Origin of the sequence: Vibrio sp. Vb2960 (genome assembly GCF_033337665.1) — a bacterium.
GTDB lineage: Bacteria > Pseudomonadota > Gammaproteobacteria > Enterobacterales > Vibrionaceae > Vibrio > Vibrio alginolyticus.
The window spans coordinates 334,518-360,678 of sequence record NZ_JAWORD010000001.1; the positions used below are offsets into that span (position 1 = coordinate 334,518).

At 45.0% G+C, this 26,161-nt stretch carries 30 protein-coding genes; 10 read left to right on the forward strand and 20 right to left on the reverse strand.

Annotated elements, in window-relative coordinates:
- Positions 1–3 precede the first annotated feature (3 nt).
- Genes flgK through flgB form a run of 10 tightly spaced genes read right to left on the reverse strand, consistent with a single transcriptional unit; the run spans position 4 to position 8,022 of the window.
- Positions 4–1,377, reverse strand: a complete 1,374-nt coding sequence (gene flgK / locus R7O03_RS01410; protein WP_005374000.1) for a flagellar hook-associated protein FlgK — start codon at positions 1,375–1,377, stop codon at positions 4–6.
- Positions 1,378–1,926 (reverse strand): rod-binding protein, encoded by a 549-nt coding sequence (locus R7O03_RS01415; RefSeq protein WP_285384978.1) that lies wholly within the window; start codon positions 1,924–1,926, stop codon positions 1,378–1,380.
- A 10-nt stretch (positions 1,927–1,936) separates the two neighbouring features.
- Positions 1,937–3,073: a flagellar basal body P-ring protein FlgI gene (locus tag R7O03_RS01420; RefSeq protein ID WP_086026720.1), complete on the reverse strand. Its 1,137-nt coding sequence runs from the start codon at positions 3,071–3,073 to the stop codon at positions 1,937–1,939.
- Positions 3,058–3,729, reverse strand: coding sequence for a flagellar basal body L-ring protein FlgH (flgH, locus tag R7O03_RS01425; RefSeq protein ID WP_017635111.1), 672 nt, complete (start codon positions 3,727–3,729; stop codon positions 3,058–3,060). The genes R7O03_RS01420 and flgH overlap by 16 nt, the downstream gene beginning before the upstream one ends.
- A 32-nt stretch (positions 3,730–3,761) precedes the next feature.
- Positions 3,762–4,547, reverse strand: a complete 786-nt coding sequence (flgG, locus tag R7O03_RS01430; protein ID WP_005374008.1) for a flagellar basal-body rod protein FlgG — start codon at positions 4,545–4,547, stop codon at positions 3,762–3,764.
- Between the two features lie 24 nt (positions 4,548–4,571).
- On the reverse strand, positions 4,572–5,303 hold the full coding sequence (gene flgF, locus R7O03_RS01435) for a flagellar basal-body rod protein FlgF (RefSeq protein ID WP_005374009.1): 732 nt from the start codon (positions 5,301–5,303) through the stop codon (positions 4,572–4,574).
- Positions 5,304–5,315: 12 nt separating this feature from the next.
- Positions 5,316–6,512, reverse strand: a complete 1,197-nt coding sequence (gene flgE / locus R7O03_RS01440) for a flagellar hook protein FlgE (protein ID WP_017635110.1) — start codon at positions 6,510–6,512, stop codon at positions 5,316–5,318.
- Between the two features lie 27 nt (positions 6,513–6,539).
- Positions 6,540–7,223: a flagellar hook assembly protein FlgD gene (flgD, locus tag R7O03_RS01445; protein ID WP_318131329.1), complete on the reverse strand. Its 684-nt coding sequence runs from the start codon at positions 7,221–7,223 to the stop codon at positions 6,540–6,542.
- Positions 7,223–7,657, reverse strand: coding sequence for a flagellar basal body rod protein FlgC (flgC, locus tag R7O03_RS01450; protein WP_005374012.1), 435 nt, complete (start codon positions 7,655–7,657; stop codon positions 7,223–7,225). The genes flgD and flgC overlap by 1 nt, the downstream gene beginning before the upstream one ends.
- Before the next feature lie 2 nt (positions 7,658–7,659).
- Positions 7,660–8,022: a flagellar basal body rod protein FlgB gene (flgB, locus tag R7O03_RS01455; protein ID WP_005374013.1), complete on the reverse strand. Its 363-nt coding sequence runs from the start codon at positions 8,020–8,022 to the stop codon at positions 7,660–7,662.
- A gap of 77 nt (positions 8,023–8,099) precedes the next feature.
- On the opposite strand from flgB, the gene flgA reads away from it, so the two are divergent.
- From flgA to R7O03_RS01475, 4 genes are all read left to right on the forward strand, one after another.
- Positions 8,100–8,897, forward strand: a complete 798-nt coding sequence (gene flgA / locus R7O03_RS01460) for a flagellar basal body P-ring formation chaperone FlgA (protein ID WP_005384406.1) — start codon at positions 8,100–8,102, stop codon at positions 8,895–8,897.
- Positions 8,898–9,033: 136 nt separating this feature from the next.
- The gene (gene flgM, locus R7O03_RS01465) at positions 9,034–9,315 is read left to right on the forward strand and encodes a flagellar biosynthesis anti-sigma factor FlgM (protein WP_005374016.1); all 282 of its coding nucleotides are present in this window, start codon (positions 9,034–9,036) and stop codon (positions 9,313–9,315) included.
- A 20-nt stretch (positions 9,316–9,335) separates the two neighbouring features.
- The gene (gene flgN, locus R7O03_RS01470) at positions 9,336–9,773 is read left to right on the forward strand and encodes a flagellar export chaperone FlgN (RefSeq protein ID WP_005374018.1); all 438 of its coding nucleotides are present in this window, start codon (positions 9,336–9,338) and stop codon (positions 9,771–9,773) included.
- A complete protein-coding gene (locus R7O03_RS01475) occupies positions 9,754–10,500 on the forward strand; it encodes a lytic transglycosylase domain-containing protein (protein ID WP_054579235.1) in 747 nt (248 codons plus the stop codon). The genes flgN and R7O03_RS01475 overlap by 20 nt, the downstream gene beginning before the upstream one ends.
- 435 nt (positions 10,501–10,935) lie before the next feature.
- On the opposite strand, the gene R7O03_RS01480 is transcribed toward R7O03_RS01475, so the two are convergent.
- A complete protein-coding gene (locus tag R7O03_RS01480; RefSeq protein WP_005374021.1) occupies positions 10,936–11,454 on the reverse strand; it encodes an NUDIX hydrolase in 519 nt (172 codons plus the stop codon).
- A 277-nt stretch (positions 11,455–11,731) separates the two neighbouring features.
- Between R7O03_RS01480 and R7O03_RS01485 the strand changes: the two genes are divergently transcribed.
- Entirely contained in the window at positions 11,732–11,998 is a 267-nt protein-coding gene (locus tag R7O03_RS01485) for a DUF333 domain-containing protein (protein WP_005374023.1), read from the forward strand.
- 249 nt (positions 11,999–12,247) lie between these two features.
- Positions 12,248–12,904, forward strand: coding sequence for a hypothetical protein (locus tag R7O03_RS01490; protein ID WP_005374025.1), 657 nt, complete (start codon positions 12,248–12,250; stop codon positions 12,902–12,904).
- Here the strand turns inward: R7O03_RS01490 and R7O03_RS01495 are convergent.
- The gene (locus tag R7O03_RS01495) at positions 12,894–13,736 is read right to left on the reverse strand and encodes a YdcF family protein (protein WP_171342658.1); all 843 of its coding nucleotides are present in this window, start codon (positions 13,734–13,736) and stop codon (positions 12,894–12,896) included. The two genes, R7O03_RS01490 and R7O03_RS01495, sit on opposite strands and share 11 nt — an antisense overlap.
- Positions 13,737–13,867: 131 nt before the next feature.
- Here R7O03_RS01495 and R7O03_RS01500 point away from each other — a divergent pair, with 131 nt between their 5' ends.
- On the forward strand, positions 13,868–15,238 hold the full coding sequence (locus R7O03_RS01500) for an L-serine ammonia-lyase (RefSeq protein ID WP_017819764.1): 1,371 nt from the start codon (positions 13,868–13,870) through the stop codon (positions 15,236–15,238).
- 121 nt (positions 15,239–15,359) lie between these two features.
- On the opposite strand, the gene R7O03_RS01505 is transcribed toward R7O03_RS01500, so the two are convergent.
- Entirely contained in the window at positions 15,360–15,596 is a 237-nt protein-coding gene (locus R7O03_RS01505; RefSeq protein ID WP_005374030.1) for a hypothetical protein, read from the reverse strand.
- A 248-nt stretch (positions 15,597–15,844) separates the two neighbouring features.
- On the opposite strand from R7O03_RS01505, the gene R7O03_RS01510 reads away from it, so the two are divergent.
- Positions 15,845–16,720 carry a LysR family transcriptional regulator gene (locus R7O03_RS01510; protein WP_213987142.1) on the forward strand — a complete coding sequence of 292 codons (876 nt, stop codon included), beginning with the start codon at positions 15,845–15,847 and terminating at the stop codon, positions 16,718–16,720.
- A gap of 68 nt (positions 16,721–16,788) precedes the next feature.
- On the opposite strand, the gene R7O03_RS01515 is transcribed toward R7O03_RS01510, so the two are convergent.
- The 5 genes from R7O03_RS01515 to R7O03_RS01535 all read right to left on the reverse strand — a co-directional run bounded on the left by R7O03_RS01515 (position 16,789) and on the right by R7O03_RS01535 (position 22,512).
- Positions 16,789–17,658 (reverse strand): LysR substrate-binding domain-containing protein, encoded by an 870-nt coding sequence (locus tag R7O03_RS01515; RefSeq protein ID WP_064369425.1) that lies wholly within the window; start codon positions 17,656–17,658, stop codon positions 16,789–16,791.
- A gap of 200 nt (positions 17,659–17,858) precedes the next feature.
- The gene (locus R7O03_RS01520) at positions 17,859–18,839 is read right to left on the reverse strand and encodes an outer membrane beta-barrel protein (RefSeq protein ID WP_318131331.1); all 981 of its coding nucleotides are present in this window, start codon (positions 18,837–18,839) and stop codon (positions 17,859–17,861) included.
- 455 nt (positions 18,840–19,294) lie between these two features.
- Positions 19,295–20,419, reverse strand: coding sequence for a M14-type cytosolic carboxypeptidase (locus R7O03_RS01525; protein WP_017819760.1), 1,125 nt, complete (start codon positions 20,417–20,419; stop codon positions 19,295–19,297).
- A gap of 113 nt (positions 20,420–20,532) precedes the next feature.
- Positions 20,533–21,933 (reverse strand): FAD-dependent oxidoreductase, encoded by a 1,401-nt coding sequence (locus R7O03_RS01530; protein WP_318131333.1) that lies wholly within the window; start codon positions 21,931–21,933, stop codon positions 20,533–20,535.
- Between the two features lie 219 nt (positions 21,934–22,152).
- Positions 22,153–22,512: a DUF3316 domain-containing protein gene (locus R7O03_RS01535; RefSeq protein WP_256955534.1), complete on the reverse strand. Its 360-nt coding sequence runs from the start codon at positions 22,510–22,512 to the stop codon at positions 22,153–22,155.
- A gap of 413 nt (positions 22,513–22,925) precedes the next feature.
- Here R7O03_RS01535 and R7O03_RS01540 point away from each other — a divergent pair, with 413 nt between their 5' ends.
- Positions 22,926–23,852 carry a VirK/YbjX family protein gene (locus R7O03_RS01540; RefSeq protein WP_213866867.1) on the forward strand — a complete coding sequence of 309 codons (927 nt, stop codon included), beginning with the start codon at positions 22,926–22,928 and terminating at the stop codon, positions 23,850–23,852.
- A 12-nt stretch (positions 23,853–23,864) separates the two neighbouring features.
- Positions 23,865–24,416 (forward strand): outer membrane beta-barrel protein, encoded by a 552-nt coding sequence (locus R7O03_RS01545; RefSeq protein WP_005374044.1) that lies wholly within the window; start codon positions 23,865–23,867, stop codon positions 24,414–24,416.
- A 68-nt stretch (positions 24,417–24,484) separates the two neighbouring features.
- Here the strand turns inward: R7O03_RS01545 and R7O03_RS01550 are convergent, their stop codons facing one another.
- Positions 24,485–25,390 (reverse strand): EamA family transporter, encoded by a 906-nt coding sequence (locus R7O03_RS01550; RefSeq protein ID WP_318131337.1) that lies wholly within the window; start codon positions 25,388–25,390, stop codon positions 24,485–24,487.
- A gap of 66 nt (positions 25,391–25,456) precedes the next feature.
- A complete protein-coding gene (phnR, locus tag R7O03_RS01555) occupies positions 25,457–26,161 on the reverse strand; it encodes a phosphonate utilization transcriptional regulator PhnR (protein ID WP_318131339.1) in 705 nt (234 codons plus the stop codon).

The window sequence follows — 26,161 nt, forward strand, 5'->3', positions numbered from 1 at the left end:
CTCTTAGAATAACTGCAGAATAGAATCGAGCAGTTGATTTGCTGTGCTGATCACTTTCATGTTGGCATTGTGCGCATTAGCAAACATCATTAGGTTAGCCGCTTCTTCATCGCTGTTTACGGAACTAACATTATCGCGAGCTGCGTGCGCTTGCTTGTTCATGGCTAACTTCGCTTGATAATCAGCATTAGCTTGGCGTGCTTTAATTGCGGTTTGACCCACCATTGAACTAAAGGCATCGTTCAAGCTTACTGAGCCGTAACCTGATACCGCCACTGGCTTGTTGCTTAACTCGATCAATGATTGCAACGCATCTGCGTTACCAGGTGTTCCATCACTTGAGAACGCAAGCTCATCTGGAGTTAGCTTGGTAATATCCAAACTGGCTGCAGGGTTTGCTGGGTCATAGCTGAACAAAGGTTTACCTGGGTTGCCATTTAAGTCTTTGCCAGTTGCAAGCACGGCGTTGTATTCATCCGCGAGAGCTTTCGCCATGTCATTCAGAGCCAGTTGGTTTGGTTTCAACACTTCGGTTTGATAGTCATTAATCGCACCTAATTTGCCACCAAGCGAGTCACCAATCGCAAAGCTTTGATTCGAGAACGTGACGTGTAAGTCCGCCAAGTAAGGATCACTCGGGTCAGGAATGGCTTCCAGTTTGCCATGGTCCGTACCCATCACAAGCGGTTGACCAGAGGTTAGTGTGACCTGAACACTGCCGTCATGCTGCTGTGTTGTTTTGATTTCAATGGTTTGAGATAACTCACCGATTAACCTATCTCGTTCATCCATTAACTGTGATGGGTTACCACCTGTACCTTGCATCTCTACCAGTTGCTTGTTCACCTTCGCGATATTTTCCATAAGGCTATTCGCGTGGTTAAGCGCTGCATTACGTTGGTCGCTCATGTCTTTATGTTGATTGTATAAAGATTCGGTAAGCGTATTAAAACGGCGGGCCAAAGCTTCAGATTCGTTAATGATCTGCTGGCGGTAGGGTATGGATTCTGGCTTAACGGTCGCATCGTTAAGCGCGGCGTTTAGTGAGTCCAAGCCAGCCGATATACTGAAACCATCGGCACCAAGCGTATTCTCCAGCTGACTCATGTTACTGGTGTATCCAGATGCGTATGCCGCCATACTGTTAGTCGACCACGTTTGCTTAATCAGAAATTGATCAGTAACGCGGCGAATGCTAGTGACTTCTACCCCTAAACCTGGACTTAAGCGATTGGCTTTACCATCATCGACAGACGCCATCAACGCTTGTTGACGACTGTAACCCACGGTATTCACGTTTGCCACGTTTTGCGCGGTTACGTCTAGGGCCACACGGTTCGCGCCTAAACCTGAAAGGGCAATATTAACTAGGTTCATTTACAGCTCCATTTTTCTGATCAACGGCTGAGAAAACGCGGTAGTCATACCGGCCTCACCGAATACCTGTTTAACAGAGGCGACGGCTTGAGAAGCGGTATTAAATAGGCTTGAATTCTTCTCCACCTCTTTAGAATCTACTTGTGAGATAGATTCAGAATTCGAAGCTTTACCATCGTTAGCGGATGAGATGTTGCGCGCAGCATCGAAAGCAACCTCACGCATAGACGGGCTCAGCTGCTGGATGAGCATATTGGCAATGCCTGAGCTCTGTTTCTTTGCTAGTTCCATCGCCAGCTGTCCGTCATACATATCACGGAATACCCCTTGTTGCTGACTGGCAAACGGGCTGTCTTTATCAGCAAGAGCATCACTACTGCTACGCATTTGGCGTAACACCATTTGTAGGAACATTGCCTCAAATTGACCTGCGACGACTTCAAGTGCGCCTTCTTGATCACGACTATGCTTGATGTGAGCCAATGCACTGTTGTCGTGATAAAGCATCGAATTTAACTGAGTTTGTTCATTGGTACTGTCTAGCTTCATCCTTAACTCCTTATATCACGACCAATTCAGCGTTCAATGCACCCGCTTCACTCAAAGCTTGCAGGATAGACATCAAGTCTGTAGGCGTGGCACCTAAACTATTTACCGCATTAACTATGGTGTTAAGTTCCGTGCCTGGAGGCCAAATCACCATCTGAGCGAGATCTTCATTCACATCAAGGTCCGTTTGGTTAACGACTTTCGTATCGCCATTTGCAAACGCATTAGGCTGACTAACTTGTTGTGATTCAGAAATTCGCACGGTCAAGTTACCGTGACTTACTGCTGCTTCACTCACTTTGACACTCTTACCGATCACTACGGTGCCAGTGCGAGAGTTAAAGACAATACGAGCAGGTTTACGGCCTTCAACGACGCTCATTTCTTCAAGCATCGACATCATGACGACACGCTGCTGTGTATCTTTTGGTGCACGCATATCAATGCGCGCTTTATTGATCGCAACTGCAACGTTAGGCCCAAAAGTGTTGTTAATTTCACGCGCAATATTTTTTGCTGTAGTGAAGCTAGGCTTGCGCAGGTTTAGGGTGATTTCATCACGTTGGTTGAAATCAGTTTTGATTTCTCTCTCTAAAGTCGCACCATTCGGAACGCGACCCGCCGTTGGTGTGTTTACTTCTACTTTGGAGCCACTTCGCCCCTCTGCAGATAAGCCGCCCACAACCACGTTACCTTGCGCAATCGCGTACACTTCGCCATCAATACCACGTAAAGGCGTTAGCAATAACGTACCACCGCGAAGGCTCTTTGCATCACCGATTGAAGACACAACCACATCCAACGTTTGTCCTGGGCCTGCCATTGGGTCAACGGACGCTGTCACACTCACAGAAGCCACATTTCGTAGCTTAGGGTTCATACTGTCATCAATTTGAACCCCAAACTGACGTAGCATGTTGGTAATAGATTGAGAGGTAAATTTCACTTGGTTTCGGTCACCTTGGCCGGCTAAGCCAACTACCAAACCATAACCAACCAGTTGGTTTTCTCGAATGCCGCGAACATCGACCAAGTCCATGATCGGAATTTCCGCTTCAGCACGTGAAGTGCCTGGTAGTCCCAAGGTCAACACCAATAGGAGAGACATAAAGAAAGATTGCATTGTCTTCATTAGAAAGGTACCCATGGGCTGTTGAAGAACTGAGTTAGCCACCCGGCTGCGTTGCTGTCAGCTAGCGCTCCGCGACCTGCGTAGGTAATTCTTGCATCAGCAATTCGTTGAGAAGAAACTTGGTTACTGCGGTTAATATCATCCACACGGACGATACCGGTTAGACGAATAAACTCGTCGCCTTGATTCAGACGAAGCCATTTTTCACCGCTGATACGCAATACGCCATTAGGTAATACTTCGTGTACCGTTACCGTAATGGCACCTTGAAGCTTGTTGCCTTGTGAACTTGATGCACTGCCATCGAAGTTACGTTTGCCATCCACGCTAACCCCTAACTCATCGATAGTTTTCGTGCCTATGGTCGGCGCCACAAAGTTAATTGCTGAACTTTTACCGAACTTAGTACCCGCATTTTTACTCGATGAGGTTTCTTCTGATAATTGAACCGTTAATACATCGCCAACTCGGTAAGCACGACGATCCTGGAACAGAGTCATCGTGTATTGGTGACGATAAAGGCTACCAGATTGGGTTTCCGGCAGCGTGTAATCGAGCGTTGGTGGTGCATATTCCTCAGCATTCGGCTCAGGCGGAATAAATTCCTGACGGCCAGCACATCCCACCAGCAACACGGCGGCTACTGCCCAACTCTTAGAAAGCCATTTCATTGCTTTTTCCTTCATCATCACCAATTTCATACTTACATTGATTGCGAAACAAACTTCAGCATGTCATCTGCAGCAGAGACCACTTTCGCATTCATCTCATACGCACGTTGAGTGGTGATCATGTCGACCATCTCTTCTACTACTTGTACGTTTGACCCTTCCAGTGCACCTTGCTTGATAATGCCGGCGCCATCAGCTCCTGCAATCAGCTCATCAGCTGGACCGCTAGCTTCCGTTTCACGGAATAAGTTGCCACCCATGGCCTCTAAGCCGGCTGGATTGATGAATTTTGCAAGTGTAATTTGACCAAGCTGCTGAGGTGTTGGATCGTCTGCTGTTGTTGTAGTCACTGTGCCATCAACACCCACAGAGAAAGAGACCGCATTGTCTGGGATCTGGATTTGAGGCTCTAAAGGCAGGCCCTGACTGTTCACCATTAAGCCTTCTGAGTTTCGATGGAACTGACCATTACGTGTATACATGATCTGTCCGTCCGAGTTTTCTATTTGGAAGAAACCCTGACCCATTACAGCAAGATCCAACTCTTGCGTTGTGTTTTGGGTATTACCTTGCGTGAACACTTTTTGTGTGCCAACAACGCGAACACCGCTACCTAGCTGAATACCACTTGGTAGTTCGTTAACTTGGTCTACTTGTGCGCCTGGTTGACGCTGAATGCTGTAGAAAAGATCTTCAAATACGACTCGGTCACGCTTAAAGCCAACCGTGTTTACGTTTGCTAGGTTGTTAGAAATGGCAGTCATCTTCGTGTCTTGCGCTGCCATGCCTGTTTTACTTACCCATAATGCTGAATGCATTTTTTACTCCTTGCGGGGCGAGACTTAGCTCGCCGCCATTAATTTGTTACCAGCTTTTGCTAGAGTTTCCGCCGTTTTCATCATGCGAACTTGCATTTCAAAGTTGCGCGTCAGCGACATCACACTAACCAATTCATCAATAGCAGATACGTTACTGCCCTCAATGTGCTCAGGAGAGAGTTGCACGGTTTCATCTGCCGCGAATGGCACGCCATCTACGCTGTGCAGCAAGCTATCGCTCTCTTTTTGCAGTTGATTAATTTCCGGTTTAACCAACTTCAAAGTGCCTGCCACAATTTCTGCGCCGCCACCTGGTGGGATCACTGAGACTTGACCACGCTCGCTGATTTCAATCTTTTGGTAATCCGGCACAACCAAAGGACCATTGTCACCGAGGACAGGGAACCCATTGATTGTTAGAGCGCCAAAAGTATCGACCTGAATATTGCCTGCACGGGTGTAAGCTTCGTTACCCGCTGGGGTTTCTACAGAGAGATACCCCTCACCCATAACCGCAACGTCCAACGGACGTCCTGTTTTCACAATATCGCCAGCGTCGAAACGTGTTGAGGCAGAGTTGGTCACAACCATAGTGCGACCATCAAAACCTGGGCCTTGCATCTCTACACTACGCACACGCTCCATATCCGCTCGAAAACCCGCAGTATCAGCATTTGATAAGTTGTTTGAACGAACGTGCTGCGCTTTAAGAACTCGGCTGGCACCCGACGTTGCCGTAAATAACAAACTATCCATGCAAAACTCCCATTACACCGCGTTAAACAAAGCTTGAGTAAGCTTGTCGCTGGTAGAAATTGTCTTTGCGTTTGCTTGGTAGTTGCGTTGTGCAGTCATTAGAGCAACAAGCTCGCTGGTTAAGTCAACGTTAGAACCTTCTAATGCACCCGGAGTTAGGTCACCCATCGTACCTGAACCCGGAACACCCATAATTGGAGCACCTGAGCTAAAGCTTTGAGTCCATGATGTTCCACTCACTTTCGCTAAGCCTTGTGTGTTTGCAAAATCAGCAAGAACAACCTGACCTTGTAGCTGTGATTGGCCGTTAGTGTAAGTCGCGTAAACCATGCCGTTACCTTCAACGCGTACACCTGCAAGTTCACCTGATGTGTAACCGTTAGGACTATTAGTACTTACGCCAAAAGCTGCACCAAATTGCGTGCTGCCTTTCAGGTTAATGTCTACACTCATCGCGTTCGCGCCTGCTGCAGGGAATGAAACATTAAACGGCGCAGTTGGTGTTGAAAGCGAGCCATCTTTACCAAACGTTACAGGCACAGTTGCTACTGGCGTCGTACCGCCATCTACTTGAACGTTCACTTCCCACGAGTTAGAAGCAGTCTTAGTAAAGTACTGAGTTACCGTGTGCGAGTTACCCAATGAGTCGTAGACTTTTGTTGTGTAAGACGAGTTAAATGAGCTTGGATCTTTTGGATTGAATGGCGTTACGGCTTTATCAATAACAGACGCGCTTGCGTCGAAGTTCGCAACAAAATCTAAGCTGTCTGTTGCTTTAGCATTCAGTGAGGAAGTCGATACCTGAATATTACCCACAGAACCTGTCATTAGGTTGTTGTTGCTATCGACACTGTAACCTTGAAGCTTTGCACCGCTGTTAGCCGTAACAAAGTTGTTCTTATCCGTTGAGAACACACCTGAACGTGTGTACAACATTTGACCCATATTATCTTTAGTAACAAAAAAGCCACCGCCATTAATAGCTAGGTCCATCGCACGGCCAGTTCCTGTGATACTGCCGTCTTTGTCGAAGTTCTGTGAAATTGACGCGACTTCCACACCACCAGGTTGCATGCCGTTGTATACAGCGGAGAATTCTGTGCGCCCACCTTTAAAACCATACGTTGATGCGTTGGCAATGTTGTGGCTGATTGTGTTTAGCTCTGTGTTGGTCGCGTCCAGACCACTTAGTGCGATGTTAAAACTCATAAATAGACCTCTGATTTCCGTATTTGGTTAAGCACCAAACTGAGTGATTTGATAGAAAGGAACGTTGCCAACGCCATGGACATTGACTAATGCTGCGCCACCGGTATTAGGAATGCGCACTTGCTCAACAGTGCCTGCCATCAGCACATTTGGACTTGCTTGCCCTTCTTGCACTTCTACGGCCACTGAGTATTTGCCTGGTTTAAGACCAAGTTCTTCAGGATTAATTGAAAAGTCGACGTCACCTTTGCCGTGAGCACCTAGTGGCACTTTAGTTGATTGACCAAATTCATCTTTAACAACTAACGTGACTTGGTTTGAGCTATGAGCGAGTTCGATTTTTCCGTTTTGTACGTCTTCACCAAGCTGAAATTCATCCGCGTTGACGTAAACCGTTTGCCCAACAAGGCCCGTTGTTGATAGCACTTGCATGTTGTCCAGTAACACCATGCTCTGTTGCATTGTCTTAGACATATTCTCGGTACTTTGTACCTGCGAGAACTGAGCCAATTGACCAACGTATTCCGTACCATCAAGGGGGTTAAGTGGGTCTTGGTTTTGAATTTGAGCCACCATCAAAGAAATAAACTCATTCTCCAATGAAGAAGCACTGTTCATGTCTTTAGGGTTTGGTGAGATACCGTTGCTGTCTTTTGCTTTTGTATTTACTGGAGCGTCAGACGATAAAGGGGTGTATTGTGCAATACTCATTAGCTACCCTGCCCTAATCTAAGCAGACCTTGCTGCATACTTTTTACATTGGCTAATACTTCAACATTCGTTTCGAAGCTGCGTGTTGCGGACATCATGTCTGCCATTTCAGCAACTACATCAATATCTGGGTAAAACACATAGCCTTCATCATTAGCCAGTGGGTTGTTCGGCTCAAAACGCTTCTCTGCATCTCCAGCATTTTTAACAACGTCAACAATGCGAACTTCTGCATTGGGATAAGCTCCATTTTCTGTTGTCATTTGCGTTTTTTGGTACACAGTCGCAAATACTGGCTTAAGCGCTTTATAAGCATCTTCTGGATTTGCAGATACTGCATCTGCGTTTGCTAAGTTACTGGCTACCGTATTAAGACGCACAGTTTGTGCTGTCATCGCGGAACCAGTGATCGAGTAAATATCAGTGAATGACATAATTAACGTCCCTCAATCGCTTTCGCTAAGCCATTAAATTTCATGTTGAGAAACGTCAGGCTAGTTTGAAAGTCCATGTTGTTTTGCGTGAATTTTGCTTGTTCAACACCAAGCTCTACGGTGTTGCCATTTTTGCTATTCTGGTAAGGCACCGAGTATTGGGCCTGAACCTGGAACTTTGGCACCGGTTTGTTCACACCACCTGCCGTCACTTGGTTCATTACGGTGGTGAAACTTAGGTCTTTCGCCAAATACCCAGGGGTGTCAACATTTGCTAGGTTACTGGCGAGGACTTTGGTACGCTGAACGCGAAAATTAAGTGCCTCTGGATGTACTCCTAAAGCATTTTCAAATGTGATCGCCATGCATCTTCCTTACAGTTGGCTCGAATACGCCAACATACAAACAAGATACGTGCCATAAAAAATAGCTATATATATCAATGATTTACAAACAAGGATGGAAGCCAAACTTCCGGTTCTCGGAAAGCATTAAAAACAAGAGGAAAGTGTCCACTTCCTCAACAATAATGCTGACGTTACTCGCTTTGACATCAGAACAAGCATTCGCCAACACCAATGACAAAACCCTAAGCGTTGAAGAGATAAGGTCCGTTGTAGCAACGGATTTCGAACAAGAGGTGGATCGCGTAGCGCTCTCCAATCAGTGGGGGAAGTACAAACTGGACTTCGACATGTGGGTGCCCGGTTCAGCCAATCACTTGCCAGAATGTGAATCTCCTTTAGTTATCACAGGTCGTGACAACAACACGTTGCCAGTCGGTAACCTCAAGCGCTCAGTCAGCTGCGACAATATCGCATCACCATGGCGAATTAACGTTACGATAAAGTCTTCGCTGACTCTGCCTGTTTTGGTCGCGACAACCACGGTTGGCCGAAATGAAGTCGTAACGGCTAAACACATAAAGCTTGAAACCCGAACCATCTCTCGCCAAGACGATTTTTATACTCGCCCCGAGCAAGCAGTAGGCTTAGAAACCTCTCGTCGTTTGAGGGCTGGACAAGTGGTTAATCCATCCAATTTGTCGGCCCCACCTCTAATCGAGAAAGGCAATGAAGTCATAGTCATTGCGAGCAAAAATGGATTTAGTGCCAGCACAAAAGGAGTCGCCTTAGAAGATGGAGCGAAAGGGCAACAAATTGACGTGGAAAACCCAAGTTCGGGCAAGGTCATAAGAGCAGTCGTAACTGGATTAAACCAGGTTCATACTCAATTTTGATTTTTTGACTCGGGGTAACATTTTTTAATTTTGGCTCTCGTCAGTAACACTGAACTTCGAGTACAAAAAAAATATTTAATGTTTATCACATTCTAACCGCCTACTTAATTTAGAACATGATGATGAGGACCACAGCATGAAAATCGACAAAGTCGCGGGCGGTCATGTCCCACAAACAAAATTACAGCAAGCAAGCAAACAGCCTGTCGACGTCGTCGAACAGAGCAAAGTACACGAGCCTGCATTTCAAGCGAATACCGTAGCGATAGATCGCGCTCAAGCTGAAATGGCATCACTACCTGATGTTGATATGGAAAAAGTAGAACAAGTACGCAACGCATTAGCGCGTGGTGAACTTAGCCTAGATACAAAAGTGCTATCCAAGGCAATCATGCAGTTCCATACAGGTCACGAGTAATAAAACGCTAGGAAGACATCATGGCAAGCGCAGTATCGCAGCGAATTCAACAATTTGTTCGCTCTATATCTGAGGATATTAAGCTTTATCAACAACTGCTTCCTTTGCTGCAGCAGCAAAAGGTATTGTACTTAAAGTTTGATGGAGAAGCACTGAACGACAATGTTCAGAAACAAATGCCGATACTCAATAAACTCAGCCGCTCCGCCAATGACAGAAGCCAGTGTATGCGAGCGCTGGGGTTAGCGTGTAATGACGCCAGCGTAAAACGAATTTTCAATGCTTTGCCTGCCCAAATAGGTATGCAAGCTAGAAAACAATGGGCGCTATTGGAAACGTTGGTAAGTCAGTGCCAACAATACAATCAGAGCAATGGCCACAGCTCTGCGGCGTTCCATGAGTTGGTCAGTCAACTCAAACAACCTGTGCAACACACTTATGAAGATAAATCGTTCTAAACGATGTTCGTCTTGCCTACAGATTCAGTCGCCATCTCGGCTGAGTACTGTAGGCCTTTTTATTTTTATTGCCTTTCTGTCCTACCTTCCATTCACATGCCAGGCAAAACCAAATGCTGTCGATATTCAAACGCAGTATCAAGTATTAGCCCCATACAAGCCACAAATTGCCAAGCGTCTCGATTCATCCAAGCCGGTAATTAACCACATTTTCAAACAGCTTCAAAACCACTCATTACCAAATAGCCTAGCCTTAGTGCCAATGTTAGAGTCTTCTTACAATCCCAAAGCCGTTTCTCATGCTAACGCCGCCGGACTTTGGCAATTGATACCAACCACAGCGAAACGATTCGGATTAACGATAAATACAAAACAAGACGATCGCTTTGACACAGAAGCCAGCACAACGGCCGCGCTCAAGTACCTGGCGTTTTTATACAACAAATTCGATCAAAATATGGCTCTCACTTTAGCTGCATACAATGCCGGAGAAGGACGTGTTGCACGTGCTATTCAGCGAGCAGGAAGTCGAGATTTCCAACAACTCACGCTGCCTAACGAGACTCGTCAATACGTCAGCCGCTTCTATGCATTGGAAAAGTTGATAGATATCGGTCAGTTACAATCCTCATCATTTCAACCTTTACTCTTGTTTGCTCCAGACGCTCCTATGATTTCACAACCGCTGGTCGACTTTAGCCGACTGCCTCCGCTAGTTAATTTGTGATAAAAGCTACGACAGAGCTCAATGTCAGAGAAACGTAAAATTACAAGATCCTGTTCGGCGAATTTGAAAACTCGTGATCTCTATGCAAACGTGTGCAAAAAAGTTGAGGTAAGGTATCTCAAAGATAAGAAAGAGTAGTGGTTTACTAAAAAGCGCCCCAATTACGCTTGGCAATTGGGTAGATATGCGTCACATTGTGTTTGCAAAAAAACATGAAAACCAATGGTCAGACCTAATAATCATTTACACACTAAATGTAAAACAGCTATTGTTTTCATAGTTCGAAACAAATCTAACATATCAAGATGACGCTTCGCTTGCGCGTCTGGAATAAGTCCGGGTTCCGGGGGGGAGTCCGGACTTTTTTATTGCTCTAAAATCTTTGCCAACAATAGCGCCAACAGATGCTAAGTCGTAATGATGCAAGCTAGCTGTTTATAGTAATTCTTTAGAAATCAACTGAAGCAAAAACGTTTCGCGCTCAATGCTCATGCCTTTTTTCGGGCTTTCTGCCATCGTTTTTTCATTGTGTGCAATTGCTTCGTGAATGTTCATCCATACCGGGCGCATTCCATTTTTAACTTCGTAATCTTCATACGCCGTTTCGCCTAGCTCACGTTCGATTTTACATGTATAACAATACGACACCATGTGCATCACGTCAGCGTCATCCTTGTACCACGGACGAAACTCCTCAAAGATTCCGAAAGGCTTAATACCATGTATATTTTGGGCGCCCGTTTCTTCCTCTAATTCACGGACTAATCCAGCAATGACATCTTCACCATCATCAATACCACCGCCTGGTAGCGTGTAGTCATGGTAACGTTCTGTATAGAGCAACAGCACATCTTCACCATCAAGTACAATGGCTCGCGCTGCATTGCGCTGAAAAACAATTTTGTCATCCAAATGCTCTATGTCTGGATGAACGGTCGATTTTAAATGTCTCATCGAAAATACCACGGTCAATGTTTTGTGCGCATATTACCGAATTTCACACTTTAAATCATTGTTGTAGGCCAAGTACGTTCGAGCGCTTGTCAGGAAGTGATTGATATGACCTTCACAACAATACGCCAAGAACAGAAGTGTGACGTGCTAATCAGCAATAAATGAGAATATCTAAATTCTTATACGTCCCTCTTACTTTTAACATCGATAAGACAATAATCTCTTAAAGTTGCCTATAATCAATACAATACTCGCCCACCCCATGCGGAGATAAAGAATGAAAAAGACAAATTTAATGATGGCTATGGCTGCAACATTGGTACTGGCTGGTTGTTCAACTTACGAGGGAGCGACCCGATCAACTGAGTATACCTCCGTTGCAAATCCCGCAGCCGTATACTGTGTTCAGCAAGGTGGTGAGCTGGATACCGTGTCGGAAAACGGCGAACGTGTCACTTACTGTGTGCTGTCGGACAATGAACGCGTCGAGCAATGGGAATACTATCGCGAGAATCACAAAGAAAATGAGGGTGACAACTACTAATTATTTTTATCGATACGTCACCTTCCCTCTATCACTTAGGAGCCTTTGGGCTCCTTTTTTATTTGATTTATCAAAGTGTTCTTACGTTGTTTTTACATATCTCTGACTTTACCGCACATCGACCCTATATCGAACAGTGTTCTATTCTTGACATTTCCCTGACATAACTTTCCACTTGGACAATAAAATTCCAAACACAGATCACACTAATTCACATTTCTTCCACATTTTCTGGGACAGGTGAGCAAGATGAAAACACAAATAGTAAAAGAAGCCGAGTCAGCCCCAAGCAACGTTGTTACTGAAAAATCAAAGCGCATTATTTATAAATCGAGTTTAAACGCCTTGATGATTGTCGCTATAAGTATTCTCGTTAACCTTAGTCTTCGTCTTGATTATGTCGTGTTGGGATCAAGCCTTGGCGAGCTTTCCGTTACAGAAACGCTCCAGCTTGTGATGCTTGCTATTGCATCATGGTCGTTTTTCAGCTTATCGAAACAACAGCCTCAGCTAAAGCATGCGGCTATTTTGATTGCAGGATTTTTTGCAGTACTGATTATTCGCGAAACGGACTATTGGACAGACATGATTCATCATGGCTCTTGGGTTTTCCCAGCACTTGCTGTCACCGCACTGGCTTGCGCCAAAGCTTACCAAGGTGGTAAAGGTACCATGAACGAAATGGCGACCATTTTAACGGTGCCACATATGAAGCTATTAGTTGGTGCTGTAATGCTATTATTAGTCTTCTCTCGTTTGTATGGTATGGGCAGTTTTTGGCAACAAGTGATGGATGAAAATTACATCCGTGATGTTAAAAATATCTCAGAAGAAGGTATAGAACTGCTTTGCTACTGTTTGATCGCATTAAGCGCCGTCCGTACAAAACGCGAGCTTAATGAATAGACTCAGGATCAAAGCGACGGTTCAATGCAGTCAGTATCGGATGGAAGATACTTAATGCCTTTTCCGCAGCACCTACAGATTCATCCAAGGCCGTCATTTCGACGGCCTTTTTCATTTCTTCAATATCTTGCAAAGCCTCTTTATCAAGCGGGAAAGAGAGCAATTTGTGAATAGCATCTCTTGCGATCATAAGTGGCTTTTTTCGGACAATTGATAAATCTCGGAAAAATACGCCATGCTTGACCCCTTCTAAATAAACTCGGTAGGTTGTGAGTTCATCGAGTAGCAAGAATGTCTCCGCCATAAGCCCCTTATGTGGGTATGGCACGCTAATATGTTTGCTGATATCCAGTGGAATATTGAGAGTCACCCCCATGGATTCGCAATCGGATTTAAGTACTCGTAATAAGCCTTGCTCATCCATCAAATTCTGGATATCAATGATTCGTTCGAGGTGGTAGTCATTAGATAGCAAGATAACCTCAACCGGATGCCCCGACCATAACTCGAACAACCCACTTTTGCACAAAACTTGGGAAACATAACGCATGTTTTGAAACGTGTTCAACGACTCCGTTTCTAAGAGTATATGACGTTCAGGGAACGGATTCACAGAGTCTGCGTTTAGGGTTCTAAAATACGCGTACATCGCCTCTGCTTCAGAAACACTTTGTCCTTGCGTTACTCCGCCACAAAAAATAATCGCCGTTCGCTCTGTCGGTAGTGATGCAGTCCTACAAGACAAAGCTTCGACTCTTGTTATGCCCTCAGAGGTCAACCTGTTATTGACGAGACGTTTACCTAAAACGATGACGATGTTGTCTAACTTCATTTTAAAATCTCGCGCTTAGTTGGCAGTGTTACAAAAATCTTCTTTCACTCCCGACCCACAAGCTTTAACATCTAGTTAACAACACTGTTCTAGAGACCTTTATAAAGGTTCACTGCTAAAGGAAGTCAATTATGCTGTCGATTTTCGATATATTTAAAATTGGTGTCGGGCCATCCAGCTCCCATACTAATGGTCCTATGCTTGCCGGATTCCATTTCACTCAGCTAGTTAGCGACTCTATGGCGAAAGTGCATCGGGTGCAAGTGGACCTTTATGGCTCATTGTCACTGACAGGTCGAGGGCACCATACAGACCGAGCCACGGTCCTTGGTTTGATGGGAAATAAACCTGATACCATCAAAATGAGCAGTGCCAAAAGTGCGCTACAAAATACCATAGACAATAATACGCTCATGCTCGCCGGTACACACCAAATTGAGTTTAGCTACGACCATGACATCGTCTTTCATAGCGACAACCTTCCCTTGCATGAAAATGGCATGACGATTACGGCATTAGACGCTGCTGGAGATCAAGTAGCGTTTGAAATTTATTACTCCATTGGGGGCGGATTCATCGCCACCGCCGACGAACTAGAGAACGGCACGCAACAAGATGAGGTCGCAGTACCATTTCCGTTTACATCCGCAGATGAGATGCTGGAAAAAGCCGAGACGAACGGTTTCAGCTTGGGAGGCATGATCCTCCAAAACGAACTCGCATTTCGCTCAGACGAAGAAATTAACCAAAGAGCAGAGCAAATTTGGAAAGTGATGTCGCTCTGCATGCAACGTGGCTTCGATACGGAAGGGATTTTGGAAGGTGGTCTAAATGTCACTCGTCGAGCACCAAACCTTTTGAAAAAGCTCGAAGCCAACGCTGCAGTTGAAAACGATCCGATGGAGATCATGGATTGGATCAATCTCTTCGCCTTTGCGGTTAGTGAAGAAAATGCAGCAGGAGGGCAAGTCGTCACTTCTCCAACGAATGGTGCAGCAGGGGTGATTCCGGCGGTATTGATGTACTACCATCGCTTCATCAAAGAGCTCGATGTTAAACAGCTAAAAGACTTTCTCGCAGTCGCCGGCGCTATCGGCATCTTATATAAAACTAACGCGTCAATTTCTGGTGCAGAAGTGGGGTGTCAGGGAGAAGTTGGGGTTTCTTCATCCATGGCTGCCGCTGGCTTAACAGCGCTAAGAGGGGGCAGTAACGAGCAGATTTGTATTGCTGCGGAAATTGCGATGGAGCATTCATTGGGTATGACTTGTGACCCGATTGGCGGCTTGGTTCAAGTACCTTGTATTGAAAGAAATGCCATGGGAGCAATGAAAGCGATTAATGCATCGCGTATGGCATTAAAGCGCACAAGTAAATGTTTAATTTCGTTAGATAAAGTTATCGAAACCATGTATCAGACTGGTAAAGATATGAATAAAAAATACCGTGAAACCTCTTTGGGGGGCTTAGCTGTCATTCATATGGCACCGCCATGCGAATAATGGCAGGTGGTCATTGCGCTTAGCTTCTCACCATACGCTTATCTGGTAATTATGATCTGATGATATTACATATAGAAATGCCGCGTTCTTCGCGGCATTTTCTTAACAAGAAACCATTCGATTAATCACGTCGACCACGAAGTTCAATTTTTTGAGTTGCAGCATCCGAATGGATTGTTACACCGCCATAGGCCATTTCATTGCGACCCTTCAGCGTCAATTGAGAATCTGCACGCTCTACGTCAACCTGATTTTTCGTTGCCATCGTCATATCAATCGTGCCCGTGTATGACCCATCGCCAGCAAATGCTACGTTTGTTGAGCAAACCATCAAAACAAGTGCGATTAGTTTTTTCATACATCACCTCTATTATCGTTCTTACTTTCTGTCGGTGGAAAAACTGTAACAACAGAAACGCGCTCATACGAGGAAAGCCATTATTTACCAAATGGAAATCCATGCTAATAAACTGATGTAACCAAGAATAACTTATCGTTACCTTCAATAAATCAGGGATAAGGCAGCAACTTAAATTGACCGAGCGTTGTCTTTTCTTAAGAAATTCAGCGATATGATTTGTCGACAAAAGCCAAGCGAGAGAATGTATGAGCGTTAATCTGGATATTCAAAACATTTTGGTATTAAAACGGATGTATGAGCTACGTAACGTCCGGTTAGTCGCAGAATCACTCGGTAAAACGTCAGGAGCAATCAGCAAAAATCTGACTAAGATGAAAACTCAGCTCAATGATCCGCTATTCGTTCAGACCAAAAATGGCTTTGAACCAACAGCTTTTGTGGAAGCGAACATTGCGCATTTTGAGCAAATAATCAACAGTATTGATTCCATCAAACCACAGCATTTTTCACCAGCTCATTTTGACGGTTCAATCACTATTTATGCCAACACATTGTTTTGGGAGTACTTTGGTGACAAGTTTTACTTGGAGTTACTAAAGCACGCCCCAAACGCAAAATTCTCATGTTTGCGCTGGGGTAGCGAAGCAAAAAAACGATTAATTGACGGTGAAAACGCCATTGCGATTCATTACTTTGATGAAGAGCTGCCACAGTCAATTGTTCAGACCGAACTAGGGCGAGGAAAAGCGGTATTTTTTGTTCGACAAGATCATCCCGCTCAAAACTCCCAAGAACTAGAAGAATACCCTTTTATACTTTTTAAAACGCCGGGATGGAATGACTACCGATACCCAGTGTTGGAAAGGCTCAAACATATGGGTTTTAGAACCACACCTAAAGTGGAAATTGAGCATCCAGCGATGATTCAAAAAGTGCTTCTGCAAACGAATCATTTTGGCATAACGATGAGTGGACATGTTCCTAAGGGTTGCCGGAGTATCGCGCTTCCTGCTGGGCTAGAGCTTGATGTTCGCTACGTGATGAGCTGTCGTCGCTCTCAACAGCAAGCTCCGGTAAATCAGTGGTTATTAGATGTCATTAAGCATGTCGCTCAGTCCTAGACTGATGACTTGCTACTGCTAATAATAGCTAAACCACACATGCGCTCTACTCACTCGCTGAACGAACATTAAAGACTCTGTATTAACCATTGAGCAAAGGTGTTTACGTGTGATTTTTCGGATGCTCGAACCATCATATAATGTGCACCAGAACTTGGCATATGCCAATTTCCAGCCTGGACTAATACGCCCTGTTGCAGCTCATCCTCAACAAGAAAGTCTCTTACCAGCAACACGCCAAGTTGATTAATCGCAGCATGAATAGCAAGCAATGAGTGTTCAAACTCGGCGACGACTTTGCTCACCTTCCCTTGGTAACCTTGGTGTGAAAGCCACTCTTGCCAAGATTCATGATAACCGCTAGTACAGATTTTAGGCGCTTTAGCTAACTGCGAGAGGTCATTTATCGGGTTTAAATGCATAAAGCCGGGGCTTGCGACAACAATCCAGTTTTCTTGGGTTAATCGTATGGCTTCTTGCTCTTGCCAATCTCCATCTCCGTTAATAATTTCGATATCCGCAATCGCACTGGCGTTTGGAACCGTATTAGCAGTGGTCGAGATTTTAAAGGAAATGTCTGGGAATTGTCGCTGAAAATCAGCCAACCTTGGCATTAACCACTGAGAGCAAAAGCTGTGAGCGACATGTAAGTTAACTTGCGTATTCTTGGGACGAGTAAATAAATGCTGCGTCGTGGTCGACAATGTTTGAAGCACATGATTAACCACAGGCCAGTATTCTTGTGCTGAGCAGGTCAGCGTAAGGTGCGTGCCCTTGCGCTCGAATAACGTCGCATTGAGCTGTGACTCTAGCGATTTCACCTGTTGGCTTACGGCCGCACGAGTCACATTTAGCTCCTCTGCGGCTTTTGTAAAACTCTGTAGTCGCGCCGTGGCTTCAAAAGCTCGGAGCAAATTGAGCGGCGGTAAACTTTGCATATCATTCTCCCAGACATTTAGCTGTCATGCTATGAACTGGTGATGACAAATTGATGAAGGTGCTGAGTTTACGTATGTTGAGCATATGTCAAAGCGTCCCGATATAACTATGTTTCTACACAACTACTTAGTTTGTTAAGCGGGATCAAAAAAGCCAGCGTGATACACGCTGGCTTTTGGAACTTTATCTTAAGCAGGAATTATTCTGCTTTTTCAGTTGTTTGGTATTCAAACGCAGGAACAACCACTTCAACACGACGGTTCATTTGACGACCTTGACGTGTCTCGTTGCTTGCCACTGGGTTAGCTTCACCCCTGCCTTTCACTGTCATACGCTCAGCCGCAATACCTTTTGCTTGGAACTCGTCAGCAACGGCTTTCGCACGTTTTTCTGTGAGTTGTTTGTTGTAAGCAGCAGAACCTGTCGTATCGCTGTAACCCGTGATCTCAACTTGAGCTTGTGGGTAAGTATTCATCAAATCAACGGTACCAGAAAGGTTCGACGTGTCTTTCACTTCTGCACTTTCTAAGTCGAATTGTACTGTCGCTGTTGTTTGAGCAGGGTAAACGTGATCTACAATGCGTGTTGCAGGACGTGCTTCTACCACCTCTTCAACGGCTTTTTCTTGAACGACTGGCTCAGAACCAAACTTGTAGTTGAAACCGATACCGAAGAAATCTGAATCCATGTCTTCAATTACATCATCAGACATATCTTGGTAGCGTTGGTATTCAGCACGTAGGCTCCAATTGTAGTTGATTTGGTATTCAGCACCCAGAGAGCCAGTTGGTACGAAATCTTTCTCGTCACCAGCCATCATGTATGCAGCACCAACTTTCGCGAATAGATTCCAAGAATCCGTTAGCGGTAGGTTAAATTTAGGAGCAAGCGTCAACGCCCAAAGATCACCATCAACGGTGTTTAGGCCTGGCTTTTTGAAGTTTGCAGTGAAGTCACCAAGGTAATCAACACCATACTCTGCTGCAACGTACTTGTTGAAGCTGTAGCCTAAGTGCATAGATGCTGCAAAACTGTCGTCGTCACAAGGTTCGTTTAGGTAACACGCATCGTTTAGAGAGTTGTAACCTATTTTACCGCCCATGTAAGTGTCAGCAAGTGCAACGTTTGAGATCACACCACCAGCAAGTACAGTAGCCACTGCTATAGCGATTTTTTTCATTATTCTTTTCCTTTTTCTTGTACACAAAGCAACACATCGCGGCAGCATACTGCCGTAAAATATGAAGCCGTAACTTTCTCTTTTCTTCGAATAGAAATAGCTAAATAGCGTAGGAAAGAATCAAAAATGATATTCAAACGCCAATGACGTAAAACGGAAAAAGGTAACCTCAAGACCATCTATTCATGAGCTTCATCCGCATACCCAACCGAAAAATAAAGTTCGTTGCGTTGGTTTAGCCATAGTCAATTCGTTGCGGAGAATATCACAAAGAAGCCAACTTTCTGTGACGCAAATCACCATAAAAAGCCACTTTCTCAAATTTAAGAATCATCATTTAAGCTTGTGAATGGCAACAAATTTTTACAGGGGAGCGTGGATATGGAGAGCACAAAAAAACAGCTCATTTAAAATGAGCTGTTTTCGAAATAATGAAAAAGCGTTAACTCGTCGCGCTAAATTTTATCCGCTACGGTTAACGTTGCAGCTAATACATCTTGCCCAAACAAGACACTACGCTCAGGAGACCAACCGTAAAGTGGATCTGGGTGATTGTTGTTATCTTTAAATGGCATTTCGATTGTGTAAGACAAGCATTTGAACTGCTCTGCAACCCAATTTGAACCCACAGTCAAATTCGCTTTACCAGGCTCATCTTTATCGTAACCAATCTCATCTTGGAACTCTGGCGTAATAGTCAATAACGCTTGCTTAAATGATGTCTCTAAAGCGGCAAGATTTTCATCGTAAGAAGGAATACCTTCTGAGCCAGCGACGAAGTTATAAGGAATCGCTTCATCGCCATGGATATCTAAAAACATGTCAACACCCGTTTCCAGCATGCGCTGACGCACAAGGTAGACTTCTGGGCTCTTTTCCATTGATGGCGTTTGCCATTCACGATTTAGGTTTACGCCTACTGCGTTGGTACGCAAGTGACCGCGAATACCACCGTCTGGGTTCATATTTGGTACGACGTAAAGCACCGCTTTTTCAAGCAATGCACGCGCAACCGTGTCGTTTTCATCTAACAGACGTTGGATCATACCTTCCATGAACCATTCCGCCATTGTCTCACCTGGGTGCTGACGTGCAATCATCCAGATTTTCTTTTTACCTTCTTCTGGCTCACCGAAAGTAAGCAGGCTCATATCATTGCCGTCTAATGTGTGGCCTAGTGTTTCAAGTTGGCAGTGGTGCGCGCTTTGTGCCATGTGTAACAAGTCTAAATGGCGATCGTACGTGTATGGCGCAAAGTACGCGAAGTAAATTGAGCTGCGCTCAGGGATTACAGTGAAAGTCAGCGTGTCGCCATCGAACTCTGCCGGTACTCGGAACCATTCTTCACGATCGTAAGACGCAACCACATCGTAACCTTGCCATCCTTCTGGATAAGCCGATTTAGCCAAATCAAGCAATTTGATGGTGTGTGATTGCTCGGCTTCTGTCTCAAGACGGAAGTGGAACCACTGGTAGAATTCCGACATATTGTCGTTAGGAATTTTGAGTTGGATGTCGTTTTTGTCGTCCGCTTTCACTACGTGAATGCTGCCGCTATCGAAGTTGCTGAATACTTTCATTTTATGACTCACCTTTTAAATCTGAGCTTGAAAGACAGAGGCTAACACAAGGCTTCATCGCGCCCCAATGACTTTCACTGCAAACTGTCTCGTTTGTGGCTAAAGTCTTCAGTTTAGTCAAGCTTATCCGCTTTGCCTGCTGGTCCCGCGAGTTTTGCTAGCCACTTATCCCAGATGAATGGCGTCTGCTCGTTATCTTCTGCTTCCTCTTTGCGACGTACCGCGTTGCGCACTATCATAGCCCCGGTCCAGCGAAGCGGTTCTGGTGGGAAACACCCCAACGGTCCTTTGGCTAAACCACTGTTCGTCCACTCGTTATCGATTCCCAATATCAATGAAGATAGGATCTTTCCGCCCATTCGAGTCTGCGCTACACCATTGCCTGAATAACCAAATCCGTAAAAGATATTGCTCTGTTTATCTAGCTCGCCGAAAAAAGGGAAACCAGTAGCAGAACGATCAGAGCCCCCCGTCCATGAATAAGCAAACTCCTCCCCTCTCAAATGAGGAAACAACTTATCGAACGACTTGCGCAGTAGACCTTGGTAGCGTGTTGGCTTGTTAAACATTGCGTCAACTTGGTTATTGAAAGAAAACTGATTGCCGCCTTTCCCCAACATCAAACGGCCATCTGGCGTATCTCGGTAATAGTGCACAAAAATACGAGAATCCAACACACTAGAACCTGCCTGCCAACCAGATAGAGGTAGTGCGTCACCAAGCGGCTTGGTGATCACCATGTCGGAAGAGACCACCACGATACTGTTTTTGAACTGTTTAAACTGCTCCACCATCCATGCATTTAATGCCAACACCACCTGCTGCGCTTGAATATTTCCTTTAGGTGTACAGACGGTGGCAGGTTTTCCATAATCTAGACGCGTCATTGGCGTGTTCTCATAAACTTCTACACCCAGATCAATAGCAACACGGCGTAACCCTCGCGCGAGTAAGGCGGGTTGCACGTTAGCAGCAACCGGAGAGTGATAGCCTTCTATATGTCGAGGTGAACCCGCATTGGCACGCAGTTCCTCCACCGAGCAACGACGCCAACTGTTCACTTCTAATCGCTTTAACTCGTCCACAACTGGCTGCATTCCCCCAGTTTGAGCCTGATTGGTTGCAGTGTAATAAACCCCTTTCAACGATAAGTGCGCATCGATGTTGTGCTGCTGACAAAAGTCGTCAATCTCTAGCACTGCTTGTTCCGACTCTTTTACTAACCAAGCAGCATGTTCTTCACCGAATAACCGTTTCAATGTCGGAAACTTGGTAGACCAAGTCAGCATACAACCGCCGTTTGCGCCCGATGCACCACTACCACATAAGCCCTTTTCGATAACAACCACCTGTTTTTCCGGAGATTGCTGCTTAATCATAATCGCGGTCCAAAGTCCGGTGTATCCGCCACCAACAATCGCAACGTCAGTATTAATGTTCTGCTGTAACGGTTGTGGCGTTTCTGGTTGCTCAGCTTCAATTGCCTGCTTGAACCAATATGAATGATGTGTCATCGGGTATCCTCGTTAGTGCGTTACATCCATTTCCGCAAACACTTTACAAACGATGATGACAATCAACGAGCAAGAAAATCTAACCCTGAGCGATAGAAAATGTTGCACTGAGAGTGTGAAAATTTTCGCTTTCGACAAAAACAAAATGGGGAGCTCGTGGCTCCCCAAAACAAACAGCAAAAAATATTAGTGGTAAACTATTCGAGTCCGTCTTACTGGTTAGTATTTACCGGTATCACGCATGCGGTACTCGTATTGAACATTGAGAATAGGCTGGTAAACAACTTGCCCGTCACTTTGCAAGAACTCATTTACCATGACTTTTGAGTCAGTGATAGAAAACGATTGGCGATCAACATACGTTGTAAGGCTCGTAAACTCATCACGGAGTTGTCCAGATGATTTATTTTGGTAGCTTTGGATCATGTCTCGGCCCATTTCATAAGCCGCTTGTTTGCTATCCATTACGTCGCCATGGATAATTTCGGTATCGTTTGTCCACTGATAACCACCAGCAAGAGCCATAGAAGGTGCAGCAATCAGAGCAATCGTACTTGCTAAAGTTGTTAAGCGTTTCATAAACCTCTCCTTACTTACCTTTACATCGGGCCAAAATTGGCTCGATACTTATAAGGTACGTATAAAGACCTAAAACACGTCAAAACAATTTCAAATAATGTTCAATTTTCGTTCAACTTATTTCACAATAACTTAGCAACTCAACGTCATATTCAGCCGACATTCGCATTTTCTTCCTTTTGAACAATGGGTTTCAACCTGACACTTCCTTACCAAACCATACAATACCTAAGGTCAATTTTCTCTTAGAATTCCAGCAAAAGAACAGTGTTCAAAACCTCACACAAATGTCGGACACAGCAAAAACCACCTCTTTTCAGTCGTGCTTTGCATTCCTCCTTTTTCGGGTTCTTCGCTGCTCGTCCGTCGGTTCTTAATTGTCGCTATTGAGCACAAGTTAATCTGGAGTGAAAATGACCGCGAACAAATCCATTTTTTACCATAGCAAAACCATTTACTCAGATGATTATGCTGATGTCTACAAGCCAATTTGGACCTACAGAGCTAAGTTCATCTTTCGTGCGCTTTATTACAAACGTGCGTTTAAGCACCTTTCAGACAATATTGAATCGTCATTGTTAGAGTTGCTTTGTACACGTACGCATCGATTTTTAGAGAAGCCGTTTCGTCCGTATATCATCAAAAACAACTCAGCGTTCGATCGTTCTAACTTGGTGGTTGATCACTACAAAACGATTTCAGAACTGTTTTCTAAACAAACAATCGAAGAAATCTACACAGACTCGAAAGGCCTAACATTAGCCTCTTTTGAAATTGACGAAATACTGTACTCGGTGAGATTAGTATACGAAGCACGTTATCAAAAAGAAGGCGATATGAGCCTAGTGCTGCACAGCGCTGAAGATGGCAACTTCTACACGCTCTCTTTTACGCTCGGTCACATCGAATCTGGACGCAGCATTATGATTGGCGGCTTACAAGGACCGCGAAGCAGTGAAGAAAACAACGCGAAAATTAAAAAGCTAACTCGTAAGCTTTACGGACAGAGACCAAAAAGCTTGATGGTGAGCTTGCTCACTTTGCTCGCACAAATTTGGGAAGTGAACACGATTCTAGCAGTGAAAACGCAGTCCCATACTTACGCAGCTAAGCGCTACAGCAAAGGGCGAATCAAAACGGATTACGATGCACTCTGGCAAGAATTGGGCGGCACCGAATACAATCGTCATTTTTACTCAATTGATGTAAATGCACCCCGTCGAGATATCGAAGGCATGTCGCGCTCTAAGCGTTCGATGTATCGTCGCCGTTATGAATGGCTAGACAACACCAAGATCACTTTCGAACAAATATTAAAAGGCGAGCAAGCTAAAAGCTAAGGAGAAGCGTTCATGCGTTATTCATTCATTACTGCTTTAGTGTTGTCGGCTTTTTCTTTGTCAGCCAATGCAGAAACCAGTGAGCACATCATAGGTACAAACATTGGCTATGGCGATGTGAACTACGATGCTCCGACAAGCAAAGAATCAGGCGACATGTTCTTAGGTGAAATATATTACCGCTACATGCCAACACATAACTTTGGTATTGAAGCAGGTTATAAAGGCGCGTTTGACGGTATCGGCTCGATACTCGTGAGTCCGATTTCAGAAGTCACCGATACGAGCTTCTCCGGACCTCGCTTGAGTGGCTATGCTAGCTATCCTCTGGGTTCAGGTTTCGAACTGTACGGCAAGGCAGGTGTCACTCTCTACACTCTCGAATACACTTATAAAGTGAACGGTCAGAGCAAGAACATCGAACACTCAAGTGTCGGAGGTGAAGCGGCTGGCGGTATCGGCTGGAGCTATAAACACTTTGGTTTGAATGCAGAATATGTGTACTCAAAAAACAGCGATTTTGACTCTAGCGGCGTGATGTTTGGTGCGCAACTGCGTTTTTAAACAAGGCTTACAAGTTAATACAAAAGGCAGCGAGAGGCTCATTCGCTGCCTTTTTTCGTGAATATAGGTCAATACGCAAGCGCGAGAATGATCCCCGCCACGATAGAAGTAACGCCAAGCCCTCGGGTGAGATACCATTTCTCAGACAGAAACCAAATCCCCATAAACAATCCAAACACAATGCTGATTTGCCTTAGTGCTACGACCAAACTCACGTTGTCGGTCATGGTCATCGCAAACAGCACCAAGCCGTAGGTGGATGCCATCATTACCCCTGCCATGCTGGCTGTTTTGCGGATCTGCCACGCTGTCTTAATCTCATCTGGCTTGCCCATAACTAAGCACCATACAAGGGCTGGAATACCAATCGCCCAAAACTGCACGCCCAAGTAGAAGATTGCACTGTACTGATCATTCAAGATTTCTGATGCTTGTCCTGTGAGTAAACTCAGCGCTTCTTTATCGACTACCGAGTAACCCGTTGTGCCTATTGCGGCAATCAATGCCCAGAACACACCAACGTTCAAATAAGAGCCCAATGTCATCTGACGAAAATTCGTCAGTGGTACCAGCATACAACCGAGAGTAATTAGTAAGAATCCAAGCCACTGCTGACTAGATAATTCATGTCCCAATGCCACACTGATTGCGCCGACCATCATCACTGGCAGCGCCCGAGCAATCGGATAAACCACACCCACATCAGCGTGCTTATAAGCGACAATCAAACCAACCAGATAAACCATTTGTGAAATGCCGCTAATGAACAGCAATCCCCAAAACTCACTCGGTAATGATGTCCAGCCAATGGTTGCCAAATACCAAATCAAATAAGGGGTAAGAATGAAACATGCAGAAAAGCTGGCGGCCATGGTAAACGCGAGTCCAGAGCCTGAGTTGCTTTTGCCAAGGATATTCCAGCCCGCATGGAGAACAGCAGAGAAAACGACGAGACTAATCGCCAACAAATCCATTTCAACGTTCCTGTCTGAATAAAAGAAAGGCCCCGAGATGGAGCCTTAGATAATGAGAAAATCCACTTAACGATTGAGTTCCGCCAGAGATTCAATGCTAATGGCATCGTGTCGCCAATATTCGATATCGCAATCAATCAACTCACCGTGTTGGTTGTAGTTGATGCGCTCCACTACCATCGCTGGCGTGCCGGCTGTCGCACGCAATGCTTGAGCCATTTCACCCAACAAAGTGCTGGTTGAAATGCGGTAGCGAATCTTTTGATACGTCACGCCATAATGCTCACGGTAAATATCCGTCAGTGAGTTTGACAAATCATAGTCCAGCAGATTCGGAAACAGCTCTGGGCGAATGTAGTTTGTTACGAATACCACTGGCCTATTTTCAAGGTATCGCACACGGTCGACTCGATACACATCCGAGAAAGGCTGCAAGTCCAGCAAGCGCGCCGCTTGTTTGTTTGCCAACGTCCCTTTTGCTGCAACCAACTCCGTTTTTGGCACACGATTTTGCGCTTTCGCCATGTTCGGGAAGTTCAGCGTTTGGGTTGGGTCGTAACGCAATGGCTCGGGTGAGATAAACCAACCTCGGCGATCTTCGCGATAGATTCGACCTTCTGCTTCCAGCAGTGATAAAGCTTCACGCAGAGTGACGCGTGTAGTATCGAACGACTCCGCCAACTTACGCTCTGCTGGCAGTTTTTGACGCGGCGATAGCATGCCCGCTTCAATCTGTTCAACAATCGAATCTTTAATTTTTACGTATTGCAC

Excerpts from the sequence above, each read along its gene's own strand:
- flgK (WP_005374000.1), bottom strand. The coding sequence starts at position 1,377 with ATGAACCTAGTTAATATTGCCCTTTCAGGTTTAGGCGCGAACCGTGTG.
- R7O03_RS01415 (WP_285384978.1), bottom strand. The coding sequence starts at position 1,926 with ATGAAGCTAGACAGTACCAATGAACAAACTCAGTTAAATTCGATGCTT.
- R7O03_RS01420 (WP_086026720.1), bottom strand. The coding sequence starts at position 3,073 with ATGGGTACCTTTCTAATGAAGACAATGCAATCTTTCTTTATGTCTCTC.
- flgH (WP_017635111.1), bottom strand. The coding sequence starts at position 3,729 with ATGAAATGGCTTTCTAAGAGTTGGGCAGTAGCCGCCGTGTTGCTGGTG.
- flgG (WP_005374008.1), bottom strand. The coding sequence starts at position 4,547 with ATGCATTCAGCATTATGGGTAAGTAAAACAGGCATGGCAGCGCAAGAC.
- flgF (WP_005374009.1), bottom strand. The coding sequence starts at position 5,303 with ATGGATAGTTTGTTATTTACGGCAACGTCGGGTGCCAGCCGAGTTCTT.
- flgE (WP_017635110.1), bottom strand. The coding sequence starts at position 6,512 with ATGAGTTTTAACATCGCACTAAGTGGTCTGGACGCGACCAACACAGAG.
- flgD (WP_318131329.1), bottom strand. The coding sequence starts at position 7,223 with ATGAGTATTGCACAATACACCCCTTTATCGTCTGACGCTCCAGTAAAT.
- flgC (WP_005374012.1), bottom strand. The coding sequence starts at position 7,657 with ATGTCATTCACTGATATTTACTCGATCACTGGTTCCGCGATGACAGCA.
- flgB (WP_005374013.1), bottom strand. The coding sequence starts at position 8,022 with ATGGCGATCACATTTGAAAATGCTTTAGGAGTACATCCAGAGGCACTT.
- flgA (WP_005384406.1), top strand. The coding sequence starts at position 8,100 with ATGATTTACAAACAAGGATGGAAGCCAAACTTCCGGTTCTCGGAAAGC.
- flgM (WP_005374016.1), top strand. The coding sequence starts at position 9,034 with ATGAAAATCGACAAAGTCGCGGGCGGTCATGTCCCACAAACAAAATTA.
- flgN (WP_005374018.1), top strand. The coding sequence starts at position 9,336 with ATGGCAAGCGCAGTATCGCAGCGAATTCAACAATTTGTTCGCTCTATA.
- R7O03_RS01475 (WP_054579235.1), top strand. The coding sequence starts at position 9,754 with ATGAAGATAAATCGTTCTAAACGATGTTCGTCTTGCCTACAGATTCAG.
- R7O03_RS01480 (WP_005374021.1), bottom strand. The coding sequence starts at position 11,454 with ATGAGACATTTAAAATCGACCGTTCATCCAGACATAGAGCATTTGGAT.
- R7O03_RS01485 (WP_005374023.1), top strand. The coding sequence starts at position 11,732 with ATGAAAAAGACAAATTTAATGATGGCTATGGCTGCAACATTGGTACTG.
- R7O03_RS01490 (WP_005374025.1), top strand. The coding sequence starts at position 12,248 with ATGAAAACACAAATAGTAAAAGAAGCCGAGTCAGCCCCAAGCAACGTT.
- R7O03_RS01495 (WP_171342658.1), bottom strand. The coding sequence starts at position 13,736 with ATGAAGTTAGACAACATCGTCATCGTTTTAGGTAAACGTCTCGTCAAT.
- R7O03_RS01500 (WP_017819764.1), top strand. The coding sequence starts at position 13,868 with ATGCTGTCGATTTTCGATATATTTAAAATTGGTGTCGGGCCATCCAGC.
- R7O03_RS01505 (WP_005374030.1), bottom strand. The coding sequence starts at position 15,596 with ATGAAAAAACTAATCGCACTTGTTTTGATGGTTTGCTCAACAAACGTA.
- R7O03_RS01510 (WP_213987142.1), top strand. The coding sequence starts at position 15,845 with ATGAGCGTTAATCTGGATATTCAAAACATTTTGGTATTAAAACGGATG.
- R7O03_RS01515 (WP_064369425.1), bottom strand. The coding sequence starts at position 17,658 with ATGCAAAGTTTACCGCCGCTCAATTTGCTCCGAGCTTTTGAAGCCACG.
- R7O03_RS01520 (WP_318131331.1), bottom strand. The coding sequence starts at position 18,839 with ATGAAAAAAATCGCTATAGCAGTGGCTACTGTACTTGCTGGTGGTGTG.
- R7O03_RS01525 (WP_017819760.1), bottom strand. The coding sequence starts at position 20,419 with ATGAAAGTATTCAGCAACTTCGATAGCGGCAGCATTCACGTAGTGAAA.
- R7O03_RS01530 (WP_318131333.1), bottom strand. The coding sequence starts at position 21,933 with ATGACACATCATTCATATTGGTTCAAGCAGGCAATTGAAGCTGAGCAA.
- R7O03_RS01535 (WP_256955534.1), bottom strand. The coding sequence starts at position 22,512 with ATGAAACGCTTAACAACTTTAGCAAGTACGATTGCTCTGATTGCTGCA.
- R7O03_RS01540 (WP_213866867.1), top strand. The coding sequence starts at position 22,926 with ATGACCGCGAACAAATCCATTTTTTACCATAGCAAAACCATTTACTCA.
- R7O03_RS01545 (WP_005374044.1), top strand. The coding sequence starts at position 23,865 with ATGCGTTATTCATTCATTACTGCTTTAGTGTTGTCGGCTTTTTCTTTG.
- R7O03_RS01550 (WP_318131337.1), bottom strand. The coding sequence starts at position 25,390 with ATGGATTTGTTGGCGATTAGTCTCGTCGTTTTCTCTGCTGTTCTCCAT.